This window comes from Paraburkholderia sp. SECH4 (assembly GCF_030511745.1).
GTDB classification, from domain to species: Bacteria; Pseudomonadota; Gammaproteobacteria; order Burkholderiales; family Burkholderiaceae; genus Paraburkholderia; species Paraburkholderia madseniana.
On sequence record NZ_JALOCP010000043.1, the window covers coordinates 15994 to 33781 of the forward strand.

The 17788-nt window shown below is 58.8% G+C and carries 19 protein-coding genes; 10 read left to right on the forward strand and 9 right to left on the reverse strand.

Going from position 1 to position 17788, the window contains the following annotated elements:
- Positions 1-2: 2 nt before the first annotated feature.
- The 4 genes from M0D67_RS35605 (at position 3) to M0D67_RS35620 (ending at position 2668) form a co-directional block, all read left to right on the forward strand.
- Positions 3-572, forward strand: coding sequence for a hypothetical protein (locus M0D67_RS35605; RefSeq protein WP_266241748.1), 570 nt, complete (start codon positions 3-5; stop codon positions 570-572).
- A 654-nt stretch (positions 573-1226) separates the two neighbouring features.
- Positions 1227-1541, forward strand: a complete 315-nt coding sequence (locus M0D67_RS35610) for a hypothetical protein (RefSeq protein WP_266241750.1) — start codon at positions 1227-1229, stop codon at positions 1539-1541.
- Between the two features lie 95 nt (positions 1542-1636).
- A complete protein-coding gene (locus tag M0D67_RS35615; protein ID WP_266241752.1) occupies positions 1637-1939 on the forward strand; it encodes a hypothetical protein in 303 nt (100 codons plus the stop codon).
- A gap of 39 nt (positions 1940-1978) precedes the next feature.
- Positions 1979-2668 carry a hypothetical protein gene (locus M0D67_RS35620; protein WP_266241754.1) on the forward strand — a complete coding sequence of 230 codons (690 nt, stop codon included), beginning with the start codon at positions 1979-1981 and terminating at the stop codon, positions 2666-2668.
- Positions 2669-3442: 774 nt separating this feature from the next.
- Here the strand turns inward: M0D67_RS35620 and M0D67_RS35625 are convergent.
- Complete coding sequence (locus M0D67_RS35625; RefSeq protein WP_266241755.1) at positions 3443-3772, reverse strand: hypothetical protein; 330 nt, start codon at positions 3770-3772, stop codon at positions 3443-3445.
- 433 nt (positions 3773-4205) lie between these two features.
- Here M0D67_RS35625 and M0D67_RS35630 point away from each other — a divergent pair, with 433 nt between their 5' ends.
- The 6 genes from M0D67_RS35630 (at position 4206) to M0D67_RS35655 (ending at position 13177) form a co-directional block, all read left to right on the forward strand.
- Positions 4206-4589, forward strand: a complete 384-nt coding sequence (locus M0D67_RS35630; protein WP_266241756.1) for a hypothetical protein — start codon at positions 4206-4208, stop codon at positions 4587-4589.
- Entirely contained in the window at positions 4573-4923 is a 351-nt protein-coding gene (locus M0D67_RS35635) for a hypothetical protein (protein WP_266241757.1), read from the forward strand. Before M0D67_RS35630 ends, M0D67_RS35635 begins: the two co-directional genes overlap by 17 nt.
- Positions 4920-6995: a type IV secretion system DNA-binding domain-containing protein gene (locus M0D67_RS35640; protein ID WP_266241758.1), complete on the forward strand. Its 2076-nt coding sequence runs from the start codon at positions 4920-4922 to the stop codon at positions 6993-6995. The genes M0D67_RS35635 and M0D67_RS35640 overlap by 4 nt, the downstream gene beginning before the upstream one ends.
- Complete coding sequence (locus tag M0D67_RS35645; protein ID WP_266241760.1) at positions 6992-7504, forward strand: hypothetical protein; 513 nt, start codon at positions 6992-6994, stop codon at positions 7502-7504. Before M0D67_RS35640 ends, M0D67_RS35645 begins: the two co-directional genes overlap by 4 nt.
- A complete protein-coding gene (mobF, locus tag M0D67_RS35650; RefSeq protein ID WP_266241762.1) occupies positions 7501-11004 on the forward strand; it encodes a MobF family relaxase in 3504 nt (1167 codons plus the stop codon). Before M0D67_RS35645 ends, mobF begins: the two co-directional genes overlap by 4 nt.
- 751 nt (positions 11005-11755) lie before the next feature.
- The gene (locus M0D67_RS35655) at positions 11756-13177 is read left to right on the forward strand and encodes a DUF746 domain-containing protein (RefSeq protein ID WP_266241764.1); all 1422 of its coding nucleotides are present in this window, start codon (positions 11756-11758) and stop codon (positions 13175-13177) included.
- Between the two features lie 186 nt (positions 13178-13363).
- Here M0D67_RS35655 and M0D67_RS35660 read toward each other — a convergent pair whose 3' ends face one another.
- From M0D67_RS35660 to M0D67_RS35695, 8 genes are all read right to left on the reverse strand, one after another.
- Positions 13364-13615 (reverse strand): hypothetical protein, encoded by a 252-nt coding sequence (locus tag M0D67_RS35660; RefSeq protein ID WP_266241766.1) that lies wholly within the window; start codon positions 13613-13615, stop codon positions 13364-13366.
- Between the two features lie 23 nt (positions 13616-13638).
- The gene (locus M0D67_RS35665; RefSeq protein ID WP_266241768.1) at positions 13639-13923 is read right to left on the reverse strand and encodes an H-NS histone family protein; all 285 of its coding nucleotides are present in this window, start codon (positions 13921-13923) and stop codon (positions 13639-13641) included.
- Between the two features lie 67 nt (positions 13924-13990).
- Positions 13991-14296, reverse strand: a complete 306-nt coding sequence (locus tag M0D67_RS35670) for a hypothetical protein (RefSeq protein ID WP_266241770.1) — start codon at positions 14294-14296, stop codon at positions 13991-13993.
- 2 nt (positions 14297-14298) lie between these two features.
- Positions 14299-15081 carry a hypothetical protein gene (locus M0D67_RS35675; protein WP_266241772.1) on the reverse strand — a complete coding sequence of 261 codons (783 nt, stop codon included), beginning with the start codon at positions 15079-15081 and terminating at the stop codon, positions 14299-14301.
- 173 nt (positions 15082-15254) lie between these two features.
- Positions 15255-16247, reverse strand: a complete 993-nt coding sequence (locus tag M0D67_RS35680; protein ID WP_266241774.1) for a hypothetical protein — start codon at positions 16245-16247, stop codon at positions 15255-15257.
- Between the two features lie 152 nt (positions 16248-16399).
- Entirely contained in the window at positions 16400-16549 is a 150-nt protein-coding gene (locus M0D67_RS35685) for a hypothetical protein (RefSeq protein ID WP_266241776.1), read from the reverse strand.
- A complete protein-coding gene (locus M0D67_RS35690) occupies positions 16533-17447 on the reverse strand; it encodes a hypothetical protein (RefSeq protein ID WP_266241778.1) in 915 nt (304 codons plus the stop codon). Before M0D67_RS35690 ends, M0D67_RS35685 begins: the two co-directional genes overlap by 17 nt.
- A complete protein-coding gene (locus M0D67_RS35695) occupies positions 17444-17788 on the reverse strand; it encodes a hypothetical protein (protein ID WP_266241780.1) in 345 nt (114 codons plus the stop codon). Before M0D67_RS35695 ends, M0D67_RS35690 begins: the two co-directional genes overlap by 4 nt.

Genomic DNA, 17788 nt, shown 5'->3' on the forward strand with positions numbered 1-17788 from the left:
CCATGATGTTTATCCGTTCGCTGGGTTTCGCGCTGGTTGTAACTGCTACTGCACACGCTATCCTCTTGGGTGATGGCCATTTTGTCCTTATTTGTGAGCCGCATATGCAAGCCTTGAAAACTGCACTTCTCGCGCTGCGTCACGACCTTAACTGCGCTCTACTTTCGGCGCGAGACAGCGTGCGCCTGTGGGCATACAAGCACTCCGTCATTCGGCCCGCCTACGCGCTTGATCGCGCGCAAATGTCCGTTTCCTTCGAGATGAACGAGGCGTTTGTCGATAACTGGTTCCAGCCTTTGGGAGGGACCTACTGCAGCAGATCCGGTATCAAGATGATCGCTCAGTCCGTCACAGCCGCTGAGCCGGACATGTTGGTCGGAAATGAGCGAGCCGCTTTCGTACTAAAAGACCTGTGCGGCGCGGTTCTTGTTGTTATTGCACCGAGAGACGCTTGGACACATATGTCACTGCAGGAGCTTGTCGATAGTGCTGAGATCACCGCGCGAGTTGCGCAAAGTGGCGGCGCCGATGCGTACCTTGGTAGCGTCTGGATAGGCGGGACCGAAGTTTAGCGATAAAGGCCCACGCGATGGGTCTTTTACTTTTTGGCTGAAATATTGACGCGCGACCCATCCAGCCCGATGCTTGTGTCCGGCTCGCCGACGGGGCGCCGCCATCCAGATTTTGAGCAATGAATTGCTCAAAATACAATCGTCCGACCTGCCTCCCGGCGCTGCGCGCCACTCGCCAGACCTCCCGCACGCGTATCCGCTCGACGGCGCATTGCTACGCAATGCTCGCCGCTCGCGGTTCGCGCGCTGAATCTGCCACTGTGGACCACCACGGTTCCAACCCCCTGAAGTGATGCGAACTGCGTTCGCATGAAGGCGCTCGCCGCGCGGCGTTCTTTACCTCCCGCGTTACCTGGCCACCTGGTGCCATTCCCCTGAATTCGTTGCCCGAAACGCGACCGTAGGCCACCGCGCTACGTCGTCAAGGCCCGTTCGGGACCGAGTCCTCGCCCTGCGGGCTGCGGGCCGCACCACTCCCTCTCTTTACGCCTTGACGCCTTCGCACGGCGACCTCCTTTGTCGCCGGGACAACGAACTCAGGGGAACGGCGGCAGCGCGGTAGCAGCTGCCGGCTCGGCAAAAACAAAACCTACGCCGGGACTCGAATCTAGGGGCCCGGTCAGCTTTGAAACCAAACCGCAAGGATTTCGCACCATGACATTGAAGGTTAAACGCGGATATAAGGCCCGCCCGGCTCCGATCCATACGCGGATCATCGGCACCACCCGCTATCAACGTCTGCTCGCAGATTGGCCTCAACAGGACGCGAACACCGCACGCATCAATGGCCACCGTAGCGCACCGGCAAATAGCCCTGCCGTCCGCATCGAGTACATGAATGGTCGTCGGGCATTTCGCCGGGTTCGAGACGAAGACCATGCGCGCCGGATCGTGCGCGGCAGCGGGATCGCGCGGACATTGCGCCACCGGCTCCCCGTGAAGATGGTTCGCTCAGTCGCCTGTCTGTAATACCTGCCCGCCTCCACCCGGAGGCGAAATCAGCCACCTTCTGGTCATAGGTGCGTCACATGCAAATCACGTTTAAGCCCGCAATCACCGTGTCTATGAACGCCGAGGAATGGATGTTGTTCGCCGACATGCCTGGAGCCGAGACGGCCGCCGAGGCGTTGAGCAAAGCAGCAGCCGATGCGCTCATGACCGCCTGGGAGCTAATGACCGGTGGCCAGATCCTCAACCCGTTTCAGGCGCAAATGTACGCAATCAGAAAATGGGGAGAGACGGCAAATCGCTACGTCGATATCGGCGCATGCGACACGGAACCTCGCGCGGAAATGCAGTCGTTGGCGTGGACCTTCTTCATGGAGCCTCCCGAAGCGGCGCTCAAATTGTTGCGCGCGGGCCACTAAGGTCCGCTGGTGCCATCTGTCAATTTCAGGAGTCAAGACATGCAAGACACTTTCTCACTCGCGCTCGAAGCGCGCACCACCTGGGCAAACTTCCGTGTTGCGCTGGTCGCCAGCGAAGGCGTGCGGACCGGTGTAGTCAAATCGTTGGCAGATACCGCAGGTGCCACCGCTCGACGGCTTGGGTTTATAACGTATCCCGACGCCACGATGCCTAACCTGATCGCGGACGTACCTGAACTGATCCAGCAGTGGAGCGACGGTTACGCCGAGGGAGCGGATGCTCAAACGCACTATGCCGCGTTCCTCACGGATTGGGCGACCGACCGCAGCGAAGCAGAAGAGGACGCGCAACAGATGCGCGCGGAGGCGGGCGAGAGCGGGGAAGAAATCGACTCACCTGACGGCGCGCATCTCGCCGACGCATTGCCACCGATAGACGCCGCCACGTTTCGCGCGGTCCACAGTCGAATCACCAAAATGGCCAGTGAAGCCAACCGCCGATGCGGCCAGTCGTACGAGTACATGGTGAGTCTGCTGTGCGGGATGGTGGAAGGCATGCTTGACGAATTCGCTCCCGAAGAACGCCCAGCAGTTGTGCTGGTTGCTCGCAGTTTCGGTTACTTGAGCCCCGACGAACTGGCCGCCGCAGAAAAGGAAATGGCTGATGCTGGTTATTGCAGTCACGGTCTGGACTATTGGACTTGCCCATGCGGATGCTTCGAAAACTAGCTCTCTTGACGTGCCGGACAATTGCGCATGCGAAAAAATCGGAGTGAGTCAGAAGTACGATAGTCCGGCCTGAATTACGCCACCTCGGCGCGCGAGTCCGCAGATCGCGTGCCGAGGTTGTCGGCTCGCGCGGACCGGCCCGTGCGGGACGGCTTTTCCGCGGTGCTCCAAAACCGCCCAGCACGGGCCGCTGAAGCTATCGTGATTTTGAGCGAAACCCGCGCTCAAAATGGAATCGTCCGATCCGCTTCCCGGCGCTTTGCGCCGCTCAGCCGATCTCCCGCACGAGTAGCCGCTCGACGGCGCATTGCGATGCAATGCAGGCCGCTCGCGACTCCACGCTCGGGACCGCGCTGCGATCCCTCGCCGAACACGGGCCACGACAGCGCCCGATGCCGTATCGCACCTACCGGCGCGACCCGACACCGAGCGCTGAAAAACGCCCAACAGGGATTCAGCGCTTACGCGCTCGGATCGCTAGTTAATCCGGAAGTCGCTCCGGTGCCGTCGGCACCTGCGCTCCTTCGGTCAACGTAGACGCAATGCGCCGGATCTCGCGTTCCGTGGCTTCGCCACTTCCACTACGACCCGGCGCATCATCCGACCACCATCGCCTTTGCCGAAACACCGCGCATTTCCCACAAGCTCCACCGCGCCCCGCTTCATCGGAGTTACCCACAGCAAAGCCCACTGTGGGTAACTCCCGCGGCGTCCGGTTCCGCGATCCATACGAATCGCGACCGTCCGTACGACGCCGTGGATTTGTGGAAAATGCTACGCGACAGGTTCCGGCTCCGGCTGCGCCTCCGCCTTGCCCGCACCTTTCGAAGGCGGGACCGCCGCTGACGGCTCCGCCTTCGCGTCGCTTGCCGGCACCGCCGGCGGGTCGCTCTCGCTCTCCGCCGCCATCCCGAGCAGCGCCTTCACCTTCGGCAACGCCTTGCGCCACACTTCGACATCCACGGTGTCCAGCCGCTCCGCTTTGAACAGATCGCCAATCGCCTTTCGGTTCTTCCCGAGCGCATTCTTCTCCTCAACGCGTTTCTTCTCTCTCAGCGCCTCCAGCCTTCTTTGCGTTTCGGCGATTTGCTCATCGAGCGACACTCCAGCCCGCCGACCCACACGCTTCGTCTCTTTCCCATTTTCCTGCGACATTACCGTTTCTCCATAGTGACGTTGAAATCGGGAACCCTGCGGTCCCGTGCGCGGATAGATCTTCGCTTCATCACGTGGAAAACTCAATTCCCGCCGGTTCCCGACCCGGGGGTTCGCGAGCCCTTTCTCTGATCTCCACTGCCCTCAGAAAGGTCAAAGCCGCCCCCCCTCCAAGGCACACACATGACGCACGCGCGCGTGCAACGTCAAAACCAGTGGTAAGCCCATGATTTCCCTACCGAATTGGTGTCAGACAAAATTTTTTCGGCACAACGAACAAACCAAACCTAAACTCGCGAAATCCTATTAGTTACAAGGTGTTTGGCGTGTCAGCCATTGGCTGACGCAACTTCAAAAACCCTGTTCAAGCTTGGTGTTTTCGATGACTAAAGAAAGACGTACTGTGAGGCTCGATCCAGAGACGGAAGAGCAGATAGTTGAGTTGGCGAAGCGAATGAAGATTCCGGTGAGTTCGGTAATTCGCATCTTCATCAGCGACGGTCTGTCCAAGTTCGATCGGCGATATGAGTCATTCATCGAGCGACTCGACCGGATCGAGAAAGTGATGCATATGACCCATACGATGGCGGCAGCGGGAGTCGCCGCGGTTCTACTTCCGGACGGTGTCGGTCACCGTCTGAGTAGCTCTGCGGCGGAGCAATTCCGGTCACGCGTGGACAGCTCCGTTTACTTCGGCAGCGGCATTAAATCCGGGCATGACAATGGGGCGTTCACCACGGAGGACGAGGATGTTTCTGCCAATTGATATCGAATCAGTTAACGCCCCAGATCAACTCCCGCCGGGGGAATACGACGCGACCTGCCTGGTGTGGTCGTCGCCCAATGGGCACGATCGGATGATGGAATTCAGGTACACCCGGGTAGGCAAGGAACACCACCAAGCGTGCGATCTGCTTTTCATTGACAGCGCCGGGAATGTGCGCCTTTGCGACTTTATCCGCATGCCGGATGACGCTTGGCGCGACAGTTTCGGTGCACGCGCCGACCAACTGGTTTCACTGCTACCCGACGACGTATCGACCTATCGTCTGGTCGACGAGCAGGATCTTGGTTGCCTCTATCTGCAGGAGGGCGCGTGAACAAACCTGTCATTTCCGACGCCGGCGCCGGTCGGGCACTGTTTCTCACGAGCATGAAGCTCACGGTTCATGCCATGAACATGTCAATGTGGGCTGGTGCATTGCCCGGCCTGCTACTGCCGATAATTCTCTGGCTCGGCTGGCTCAACCCGACCGACAGCGACATTCTGAAACAGACAATCGTCTCGCACATCGTTTCCAAAGATACTCCCCGAAAATGGCCGGTTAGGGACGAACACGGGGCCGACAGCTTTGTGACCGTAGTCAAGGCGGACGGCTCCGAGATACAGATGCTGACCCCCCCACAATTTCTGGTAGTCACCCGTGGGATGTCTCCGGTCACCAGTGCGCTTCCTAAAGTTCTGATCGCTGCGGTCGCAAGTGCGCTCCTCGGTTATATGGGAATCTGGCGGTCACTTCGCCGAGTTGGAAAGAAGGCGCGAGAGAACAAACTCGTCCGTGGCAAGGAAGATGTTGTTCAACCCGCCGTTCTGTCTTCACAGGTTCGCCGCAAGGAACCCGGGCCATACAAGATTCTCGACATCTCCCTTCCAGTTAAGGCGCCAATGCAGGGCATTCTTTTCCTGGGTGCCCAAGGCACAGGGAAGTCGATCGGGCAGCATGACCTGATGCAGCAGGTTTTTGCCCGCAAGAAGAAGTGCGTCATTTATGACCACGCTGGCGAATACTTCCGGGCGTACTACCGTCCCGGAAAGGACTTCTTCTTTAACCCCTCGATGCTCGGGTGCGTCCCGTGGTCGATCTTCGCCGAGTTGGTCAACACCTACGACTCGAATACGTTGTCGCACGCGTTTTTGCCACCGAAAGCTGGCGTTGTTCACGGCGCAAGTGCGTTTTTCGAGGACGCAGCTCGAGCGCTCTTCTCCGTCATGTTATTGCGGCTGGCACAACGCGGAGCGCAGCACACCCGGGTGATCTCCGAGGCAATTCTCGCCATGCCGGAGGATGAGTTGGAACTGCTGGTACGTCAGTCTGTCGCCAGTTCGGCAGTAGGTGGCGATTCGACCGGACAACGCCAGGGTGTTATCAGCTCTATTGCGATCTACCTTGATGGTATCGCCGCAGTTCCGGATGGCGACTGGTCGATGAGGAAATTCTTCGATGCGGACGACGATGCGCGCTTTTTCATCCTCAACACCGAAGACACAATGGCGATGTTTGCACCGCTGTACCGGTTGCTGTTGACCGTCGCATTCGGTGCGATCGCGGCTAAACAGGAAATTGTGCACGAAGACAGATACTGGTTTTTTACCGACGAGTCAGCGCAACTCGGCGACATCCAGATGGACAAGTGGCAGGCCACTCTCCGCAAAAACGGTGTTTGCGTCGTCACCGGTACGCAGGCTGATAAGCAGTATTACACCACGATGGGCCAGGACCGCGCCGAGGCCCTTCTCAACTGTATGCGGACGGTCGCGATGCTTGCCACCCCCGAGCCGAACATGGCAAAACGGATGGCCGAACGCCTGACCAAGCGGGAAATGGACGTGGTTTCTGAAGGCCAGGCACTGGCGGTGAGCGAATGGCGGGATGGCGCGAACCTGAATCAGGGGGAAGGGGAGAAGTGGCTTGTCATGCCCGCCGAAATCGCCTCTCTCGACAACTGCGTGGCCTATATCCAGATGCCGGGAAGCTACCCCGTGTCAAAGGTTGATTACCGACACTGGCTTCCGAAATGGTGGCGGCCGTGGGCGCGAGTCAACCGGTTCAAGGAAGTCAGAAAGAATCCGCCGAATGATCCCCGATTCAAGATTTTGCGGGCCACTGGACAGGACGCGATCGCGAGCGTTCGCGAGGACGCAGAAAGGGAGCGCGCCGCAAGAGCAGCTGCGGAACAGGCGAAAACAACCATTGAGGCAGAAGGCGTCTGGGTCGTCGTCGAGGAAACCGGTGAAATGGTCCGCGTGAAGGATAGCGGCGCAAACGGAGCCAGCGAGCAGCCGCAGCAGGATTCGACACCAGACGAAACGAACGAGGAATCGCATGGGGCAGGGCTCTTCACAGGGCCGGTTGGCGGACGCAGGAATGGCGGCAAGGGGGTTTCGCGATGAAATCGTTCAAGGGCATTTTTGTAACTTGGGTGTTCACGACGCTCGCGTTGCTGGTCGCCGTTTTTTTCTATTTCTGGTCTGAACTGGGCGAGATCGTGTTCGGCACCGGAGAAGCTAACACCGGACTGGTTCAGGCGACGCTTGATGACGCCGATATCGCAACGATCAAGGCAGTACGGCTCGAACGGGATCTCAAGGACTCCGCGCCGGCGGCGTCGACTGCTCCCGCCATTGCGGTTACCGATCTGCGTGTCGTAGCCAAAGTCGGGATGAACGTCACGGTCGGCTTCCGGCTTTCCGCCTCGCCGTCGACCACGCAATACCCGACGCTGCGAATCTTTGTCTTGGCCGGTCGGCAAACCGCACGAACAGTCGATTTGTCGCCGCAACGATACGCGCACGGGGTTCGGCTTTCCAACGAACAGATCCGCGTGCCGCTCACCTTGAATCCGGGCGAAACCGGTTTTACGGCTCAAGCCCTGCCTGGCGAGCAGGGAGGCGCCGTATGATTTCAAAGCAGGAAATCAGTAGCGCCTCCGATGCGGCGGTTTATCACGACAAGTCGTTTAATCAGGAGGCCAGCCAGAAGGCCGACAACTATTACGTCAACGAAAAGGCGACGGCGCATTGGCAAGGGAAGGGCGCGGAGTTTTTGGGGAAGCGCGGTGCGGCTGTGACGCGCGACGATTTCGTTGAACTCCTTGAGGGTAAGCTTCGCAACCCGGAAAGTCAGGAAATTGAAGATCTGGCTGAGAACAGTAAGGGGAAGAACCGGCGTCCGGGAGTTGATTTCACCGTGGCGCCGCCCAAAAGTGTCTCCCTGGCCGCTCTTGTCGGGAAGGACGAGCGGGTCGTCGATGCGCACCTAGCCGCGAACGAACGTGTCATGGCATGGTTTGAAAAACACGCGTCCATAGTTCGCGTAAAGGACGAAAACGGTCAGAATCGGGCGGAACTGGCCGGTAACCTTCTATACGCGACCGTCCTGCACGAAACGAACCGGGAGAACGAGCCGCATCTCCATAGCCACAACGTTATCGTCAACGCGGTCTACGACGAAAAGCGACAGGAGTGGCGCAGCCTGACCAATGACCGCCTCTACAAGCTTCGGGCGCAGGGCGACGTTATCTACAAGGCCGAGCTCGCGCACCGGCTGCAGAAACTTGGTTACGAGATTGAACACGCCTCAAACGGCATCGACTTCGAAATTAAGGGATTCTCAGACGAACAGGTCCAGACCTATAGCAGTCGGCGCGCGCAGATTCGTCACACGCTGGTCGAGCGGGGCATCGACCCGGGGGAGGCGAGCTTCGATGCGCGGCAGACTGCTGCGCTTTCCAGTCGGGCCGGCAAGGAAGAATACCCGCGGGACGTCCTGCAGGATGCCTGGGAAAGAACCGGCCGCGACGCAAACCTCGACGTGGAATCCGTCGTTGCTGCCGCCAGGAATCGGGTTGAACAGTGGGAACAGAGGGCGGCAGCTGGACCTGGTGGCGGGCAGCAGCGCAATGGCGTGGATCCGGAGCGGGCACCAACCCGGGAGGAACGAGAACAGGCGCGCGCTGACCGCGAAGCGCTTAGAGCCGTTTCGTGGGCAATTGAACACCTTTCCGAGCGCGAGCAGTCTTTTAAGCTCACGGACTTGGAAGAGACTGCGCTTGTTTTCAGCCGCGGCGGGATGGACGACATTGACCGGGCAATAGAACAACACGTTGCCGGGCATCGTATGGTCGAGAAGGAATTGGGCGACGACGGCTCGCGGATATTTACGACACTTGCGGCAATCGATAGCGAGATGCGACTGGCCCGGAATATTCGCGAGGGTCGCGGGCAAGGCAATGTCGTATTGACCGACGAGGCGGAATTCATCGCGGCGGTAGATGCGTTCAATGAAAGGAAAACGATCGAGACGGGCAAGGAGTACCGTCTTTCCGGTGAACAGGTCAATGCCGCCCGTAACATTCTCATGCACCCAGATACCTACCAGGGTGTTCAGGGCGAGGCCGGGACCGGAAAAACAGCGGCCAATGCCCTCGTCTACGAAGTGGCGGTCGCCAAGGGTTGGGAAGTCCTCGGCGTCGCGACGTCCGCTGCTGCAGCCACTGAACTTGAAGCTGCCAGCGGCATCCCGAGCAACACAATCGCCGGATACTTTGCTGAACGCGACAAGCGAATCAAGGCTACCGAACTGCGTCTGGATGAACTACGCGCGACTATCAACGCGAATACCCCGCTTCGTCATTCGCCCGACGCGCGCGTTGAGTCGCACAAGCTGCAGGTGCGAAACAGCGAGGTCGACTACGGAAAACACCGATACACCTTTGACCATCAGCGTGGGGAAGTATTCAGGTCGCCCGACGACTTCCGCAATGCGGTTGGTACGTTCCTGACGAACCTTGCCAACAGGAACAGGGACGGCCTTACACGCATCCACCAGAATGCCACCTCGTTCGCCGGTAAGGCTGTTACAGGCCAGTTGGTGAAAGGCGTCGACAAGGCACAGTCGATCGGCAGAAAGTGGACCAGCTTCGAGAAAGTGGGGGTCGCTGAGGCGATTGCCGCGCGCACAACGCTATATCTGAACAACGGCCAGAGTAAAGACGCATTGGCCCATGAATTTGAGGCTACCCAGGCAAAGCTTGCAAACCTTAAACGATTCGGCAACGCAGAGGGGAAGAAGACCCTGCTTGTTATGGATGAGTCGTCACTCACCGGTGCGGGAGATACAGAAAAACTTTCCACGCTCGCCCGTGAATTCGGCGCACGCGTTGTGTTTCAGGGTGACATCAAGCAACACGAGAGCGTCTCGGCCGGCCGGGCGTTTGAACAGGCTCAACAGGCAGGCATCCATTTGTCGGTTCTGGAAGAAACGCGCCGGTTCGATAACGCGACGCCGGCCACGAAACAGGCGATTAAGGAGATCAAGGCCGGGGACTACGCGAAAGCGATCGATCTGCTTGACAAGTTGGAAGTCGACGGCGAAGAACTTGCCGCTACGGTTGCGGACCGCTATCTAATCAATCTCCGGGAGTTGCGCGCGGCAGGCAACGAGAAGCCGTTGGTCGGTGTGGTCGCACTAACAAACGATGATCGAAAGGACATTAACTCGGCTGTTCACTCGCTCCTAATGAAGGAGGGACACCTCTCGGGCCCGGAGTTCGAGAAGAAGCATTTCGACCAGCCCTCTCTCACGGAGGCCGAACAGCGGCACGCAGTGATGCTGGCGAAGGCGGGCGTCGACCATTTGGTATATCGCAAGAACTACAAGGAGATTGGCGTCCAGCAGGGCGACGTTATTCAGATCACGGGGTTCAACGTCCAGTTAAATCGTGTCTTTGGTGTTGATGCGACCGGGAGAAAAGTCGAAATCAATCCGCAGCGTCAGGACTTCTTCAGTCCGGTCAAGCTCGAAAAGCGGAACTACGCCGCCGGCGACCTCGTGGAATCCCGTTCGATCATTGCGTTTGAGGACAAAGAAACGCCCAAGATCAAGAACGGCACACGCGGGATGATCAAGGATGTCGACAATGATGGGGCCACGATCGTATGGAAGCGGGACGGAAGGGAGTCCCGGCTGAATAACGACCAGCTCCGCATGATCGAGCATTCTTACGCGCACACATCGTTTAAGGAGCAGGGCGCTACCAACGATCGCGAAATTATTGCCGTCAGTTGGACCGGGGCGAAGATTATCCACAAGCTCGCCTCCTATGTCGCCGCGTCACGGGCGAAAGGCAACACCGAGATTGTGACCTCGGACCTCGAAGGACTACGCGAAAATGCGGGGGCGGAGAAGGCAAAGACCACCGCCGTCGACATGCAGAAGAAAATGGCACAGGCTCAGCAGGCCCGGCAACAACAGAATCAGGCAAATCTGCAGAACGGAGGTCTCCAGAAGCCCACGCAGGCGGTCGAACAAACGCGGCCAGGCCTGCAGAAGACGCCGGAAAAAACACCGGAAAGGACGCCGGCGAAGGTGCCGGAGCAGGGGCGTATCCTGAAGCTTTAGCATCCGTTATGCGATATCGTCCGGCCGGCGCAGACTGCCACTCCGGGTCCAGCCCATTCCGGCCGCGCGACCGGTGCCGGATCCGGCGCTGCAACTGATCGAGGAGCGCAAGGAACTGTCGACGCGACAGGAATCTGGCCAGCTATCTGCCTCGAGCACAGTGCGCCGACCGAGAAGATGCTTGACGCGATCGCCGGCACACAGTTCGGCCAGATCGAAGAGAGCGGACTGATATTCGGAGGCCATCGCGTCGAGGCGGGTGCAAATATCTTAATGGCACCTTCGGAGCTTCGATGTGGTCACGATGCGTTTCGTGGACCAGAGACCGGGCTCCCACCGTCCGCGCGCTCCTGAAAAAGCTCACCGATGCACGCGTGTTTGCAGGGTATGTGACGACCCACGCATTCCTCGGCCCGCACAATTTTGCGCTGGGCACGCCGCAGGTCGGGCAGGCTACCCCTAGGATATGATTGCGCGTGATCTGATCCGGCAGCAAGCCGGCGGGGCAGGGGATCGTCAATACAACAAGAGTCAACGCGGAAACGGTGCGCTATCTCATGGACGACCTCGCCCGGAACAGGGCGACGTGGGTGACCTTCTAACTCCAGACAACGACCGGCACTGCAGGTGCTCGCGCCTGGAAAGGCTTTCGTTCGGGTCACCAGCGCGCCGATGAAGAATGCCACGATTCAACAATAGGGCCAGGCGAGCCATGGTTAAGCGGACGAGAGATGATGAGGTGAAGTTGGCGGTGCGAGTCTTTGAACCGACGGTGCCGCTCTCGCGTGCACGCGCGCCGGTGCCAGATCACGAGGACGTTGGGCTCACCGCGTACGTCGAGCGTGCGTGGGAAGAGGCGTTCTCGCTCTCGGAGAAGCCCTGTGCCTGTCCGCGCTGCGGTAGCCGCCATACGGTACTGCTTTCGCGCCGCTCCAGCCGGGGGCGGGCGAGTCCCAGCTTTGGCTGCCAGTCGTGCAAGCAGGGCTTCAACCGGCGTACCGGTACGCCGCTTGCGCGCCTACGCAGCCCAGAGAAGCTGCGGTACCTGATTCCGTGGCTCGGACAGCAAACATCGATTGAATCCGTTGCAGATGACCTCGGCGCAGGACGAGGCGCTGTAAGCCGCTGGGTTACAGCGGTCCGGCAGTGGCTGCTGCAACTTGATCCCGATGGTGTCTGGGAGGCGCGCGTGCGGCTGGGGGTCCGGTTTGCGGCGCGCACGACCTGCTACGAGTGCCACTATAGCGGCGCGGTGCTCCATGGGGGCTTCAACATTGATCGCACACGCAAGTTCCTGTGCCCGACGTGCGGCGCGACGTTGCAGCGGCTGAAACTCGAAGCGCTCGGCATCGTGCTGGACATGATCATCATTCAAGATGTCGCGAATACCGTGCTGCGCAATCAGTCGCGGCAGGGCCGCGCCCCGGCGTTCGCGCTGCCGCCGAACACGGAGGTGGCACCGTTGGCCCCGCCCGCGCCGAAGCGCATTCAACCGCGCAAACTTCGCTTGGACATCGGTGCGCTGCCGGCGCGTTCGTCAGTCGTGCGGGCGGATCGGCCTGTGTGGGGGAAGCGCTCGCGTGTAGAACCCGATGCTTTGCCGGACCGGGAGAACAAAGCGCTCACGAACTTCCTGATGGATGCGATCACGCGCGCGTATGCGCCGGACGTCGAGCCGCGCCCGGCGTGTCCGTGGTGTGGCGAATCACACGTCAACCCTGCACACAACAGCCGCGGCGTGCCGCAATACGGCTGCACGCAGTGCGGCAAGGTGTTCTCTCGGCTCACCGGCACGCCGCTCTCGGGCATGCGGCATCGAGACCGGCTCGCGCGGTTCGTGCAATTGCTTTCGCAGCCGCTTTCGTACACACAGGCCGCCGAAGAGCTTGCCGTATCGACGCTGCTGGTTAGCCGCCACTGGGTGCCCAAGTTCCGTCGCTGGCTGCTCGAACTCGATCCGTCCGGAGTCCACGAGCGTCTGGCGCAGCTCGGAGCCAAGCCGCAGGCGCCGCCGATGGTATGCCCTAAGTGCGCGTGGGAGGGCACCATGCAGCTGTACGGCTTCGCGAGCGAAACACACCACCTGCCGGTGGAGCACCGCATCCGTCAGTATCGTTGTCCGGCGTGCAAGCGCACCTTTCGGATTACAGCGCTCGAGCGGCGCGCTGCCTGAAGGGCAATGAGTTACGACGCGTCGGAGTCTTCGGGTCTTTCTGCGCCGCGGTCGCTCAGAATGGATCCGCTCGCAGCGGATGCTGAAGCGCGCCGGCCTAGCTTCGATACTATCTTGGCTAACCGGTTGTCGGCAGATCTGTACGACGCCTGTTTGGGACAGCAGAAGCAGGAGTTCTGCGAAATGCTAACGCTTTATCGACGCGCGGGTCGGGATGGGATCGACACGGCGTGCGTCGATCCCAGCGGCGTCCCAACCGTTACCCGCCGGCAGCGGTGTGCCGTAGGATGATCCGCCCTCTTGCGCGAAGAAGACCGGTTCCCCGTCGCGGCCGCGGCGAATGATAGAGTTCACTTCCTCCACACCGAATGCATCCCGCAGGTCCGACACCCACGCGGTGATTTCGGGCATATCCGACTTTTGTCGATGGGTGGTCATAGGAGGAACCCTCGCGGGGACGGTTAAACCTGAAACGGAGTGCGATCCTTCCCGTCGATCCAGCGCGGGGGCCTACCTCGGCCGGACCACGTTTCGCCGCTGGATGGATCACGGTAGCGGATTTCCGCGCGCCTTCGACTCTTTCGCCGGGCGGCGTTGGCTAGGTCACTGAGACTAATGCTGTAGGCATTCATCTTTTCGAGAATACTTTTCACCACTGCCGACTTCTCGGCGTTCTTTGCTGCCTCGATCTGCTTTTCAAGAGTCGCGCGTTGTGCCAGCAGCGTCTCGTACGTCGAGTCTGTCATCTCTCAAATCTCCCCTTCATCCTTCAAATTGCAACTAGCTGGCCCATGGACAAGGCCGGGCCATTCTTTAGTTATTCCGTTTCGATGCGGGCACCGCTAACCGGGTAGACGGCGTCGCAAGAATATGCCGCCGGACCAGCCACAGCGACTTGCATTCAGGATGAACGCCAAAGGCAGTGCGACTTTTGGCCGACCGGCTGACAAACCCCGTCTTAACCGCCGCATTGAACGCCCGCGACGAAAGGAGCGCAAGCGCCAGATACGCCCCGCCGGCAATACCCATCCACAGCCAATAGTCCCCGCCTTGAAGCACAGCCGCGAGAAAACCAATTGCGGCAAAAAGCAGAATCTCTCTCAATGCATATGCGGTCATCTTCACTCCGCCGTTATGTTCGGTTTGCCAATGAGTTGTTTCCACCGTCGTTCATTGGAACCCTTAAGATGTCCTTGCCACCACATTGCGTCCTTAAACGATTGCCGGTTGTAGGGCGACTCGGGAAAGATGCCCGCGAGGCCACAAGATCGCCCCTCGGCAAATTCCGTTTCGCCTGTGTCCCGTTCGATCGATTCATGTTCCGCAAGAATGTCGAACTGGTGCGGGCTGTACACCTCCAGCAGACCGGCCCAATATTGGATAGAGGGCAGATGTGCGTACCCAGTTCGGACAGCACAGTTAATCCGGTCGACCAGAGTATTACGAAGATGCTCCGCTCGAGCGGCCTCAGGCCAGTCGTTTGTCAGGCGTGTGAAGCAATGCCTCCGATACGCGATTAACTGCGCAACCAGATCCGGGCGATAGTCGCTCAGAAATTGCATGACCTCGCCGTCAGATGCGCTGACCCTTGCGCCTTGCTGTGCGAGCTCCAACAGGACCTGAACGATCGAGCACGGATCAATCAGATCGAGTTCGCTCGTCACGCCATGAATCTCGCGATAGTGATCCGACGCGTTACCAAGACGACCAGAGAGCCACTTAACTGCCGGGAGGAAAGCTTCTTCCTGGCTCATTTCACGCGATGCTGAGTCGCGGATTCGCTGCATGAGTTCTTCACGCGTAGCGCCAGCCATCCACTGTTCCAGCGACTCCGGAGAGTTGATATCCTGGTCAACTTCAATGCTATCAGTGTCGTCGTGGGTGCAACATTCACGCATAGCCAAGATTCGTATAAAAGTTAGTAGTACTTTACATAAGTAAAGTTATCAACAACATTGGTAAGTTTTACGGTGTTGCGTCTTTCGGGCATCCATCGACGGCAGTTCAAGGCCCACGGTCAAATTGCGCGCAACAGAAACAGCGCGCCACGCTGCGCAACAGTCCACTGGTTTTTTCATCACGTTTGCACGTGAAGACCGCGAGCATTTTCAAACCTTACTACTAGATTTCGCAGGTGGAAAAAGCCCATGCCGACTGCGGCCACGATCACGGCCGAAAGCGGTTTGTGAAGCGTAACCAGAACAGCAGCGGGAACGACTGCAATAGCCGAATGGGTGGCAAACATTATTGCGTGCGGGTTCGGAATTTCGTATCCAGCGACAACTAACGAAGCCTTGTGCGATAAACCGGGGTCCATTGGCTCATCGACAAATTTGACGGCGTGGCTGCCGTCAGGTGTGTGCGCATCTTCTGGCGAAGGAGCGAATGTGAAGGAATTGAGAAACTCACTTTCGGCAACGCCAACCGGCGTACGGCTTTGCTCTTCCTCAGCCGTTTCCGGTGCAGACGGTAGGACCAGTACGCCGTTGACGGGGCGAGCAGGCTTGTCCCAGCGCGCGGTTCCCCACGGCTCCCCCGAAAAATGGTGCTTGGAGAACGCCTCTAAAAGCGCCAGGTAGTCTTGCCCGTGCTGGCGTGCAATCCCGTGTATTCGCTCATTGTCTTTGTTGCCCTGCTTATAGACCGACGGATCATCTGAGAACGTAAAGTACCAGTCATGACGATCTAGGTTATGGTAGTACTTCTCAATGTTCATCGATGGATAGACGTCAACCTCGGCGTCAATGTGGTCCTCGGTGGCAATGTGATCAAGATCGCGCAACTCCAGCGATTCGACATTTTCGCCAGAAAGATCGATAACCGCGCCCACTTCCGGTGCGTCGCCGTCAACCACAACAAAGTGGCCTTCGCCAGTCTCTTCGTTGTAGTCGGTCAAGTAAGCATCGACTATCGCCTCGCCCAGCAGTTCGGTCATAGTTTGGCGATCAGGGACCTCGCCCGTCACGACGCGAAACGTTGCACGGTCGCTTCCTGCACCTGGAAGCAGATGGCTTGGCAGATCAGGTGCGGGAGCACTTGTCGCGGCAGTAATAGCAATTTCAAGTTTCATCAAAGGTTGTCCTCGTCATTGAACCTACACTAACGATGCGCAATGTATGCACCGCATGTACCGCGAATCAACGTTGACGACGTCGTCCGCTGGCTAGGCAACACCGCGTGTTCCTTGAAACGCGTCGCCTGAAAGCGACGCGTTTCCATTCATCAATGGCCAGATTGCTGCAAAAATGTCACGACCATTGCGATCGCGATCGCTATAAATGCAAGCCAGGTCCAGAAGCCGTTTTTCTTTGCTACAGACTTGCCAAACCGCTTCAGTGCAGACGGCTTGTCGTCGTTATTCTGCTGAGTCATTCGATGCCTCCTTTTGGCATTTACCGCTGGTTACACAAGCGTCCCAAATGGCGACGCGTTTTTCAAAATCTGCATGGCGGGACTGCTCGACAGCTGCCGGCGTCGTGTCTGCTCCCGTCAGCGTCACAATCGCCCTGACCAGCGCGTCGCGCTCGGCGTCCGCTGTCTTATCGCCACGATAGGCGATGAGGATCTCGCCTTGGATATCCGGTTTGAAGTCGACTCGCCAGACATCAAGCACCGTGTAGGCGCTGAGATCAAGATCTGGCAGCTCCACCGGAGTGAGCGCTGCCCTTTCTGGTCCTGGTAAGTTTTCAATCGCGTCCGGAATTCCTGAATTGAGCATTACTTGCGCACCGTCGCCCACACCCAGCACATGGGCAGGAATCAGCAACGAACCGATGGAGAGAGCGCCCCCGATGAACTTTCGTACGCTAGTGCGGCCTGACAGCGACCGCGGGTCACCCGCACGCATCACATGACGTTGATAGAACTCTGACTGAGCACGGGCGAAGGCGCTGTAGCCTGTAGCGGGAAGCGTAGCGGAGAAGCGAACGTGAAACCAGTACCGATCGTTGCTCACCAATCGCGTATCAGTGCCTTCGAGCGCGGTCTCAACACCCTCGGTGACCGGGTTGTCGCTAACGCCCTGAAATACGTTCGGGCTGCCGCGGTAGCGCTTTCCGTCTAGCGTGATGTCGTATGAAGTTCTGTGATGGGTAAGCGACTCCATCGACGACTCCAGCGCAGAACGGTCGCCAGACCACACATCGAGCGGGCGGACGACGATGACGTGTGCTCTGTCCGTGTCGAACTCGACCGGAGCGGCAATAGCCTGGCACGCTCCGCATAGCAGGACAGCGGAAATCAGCTCGATCAAAGGTAGTCTCATCTTCAAACCCCCGGCTCCTTGATATTCAACGTGCGCTTGAGCGTGTCGCAGGTCGCCGCCTGCATCGCGAACGCGCCAATACTGTCCTTCATTTTCTGATTGTCGGGCTGAAGCCGATCAAGCTGTTGCTGAGCCTCGGCGAGTTTCTGAGCGTTTGTGTCTCCTTCCTTTTTCAACCGACGAAGCTCTGCCTCGTTCTTCGCAAGCTCATCCGACTGGCGCTTGTAATCCTTCTCGAGCGCGTGCTTACCGACATACAGCAGCGATGCGAAGCAAGCTGTACCAATGAAGGCGACCAGACTGACTGACACAAGAGCTTTGGTCAGGATTTCTTTTCCGTTTTTCAT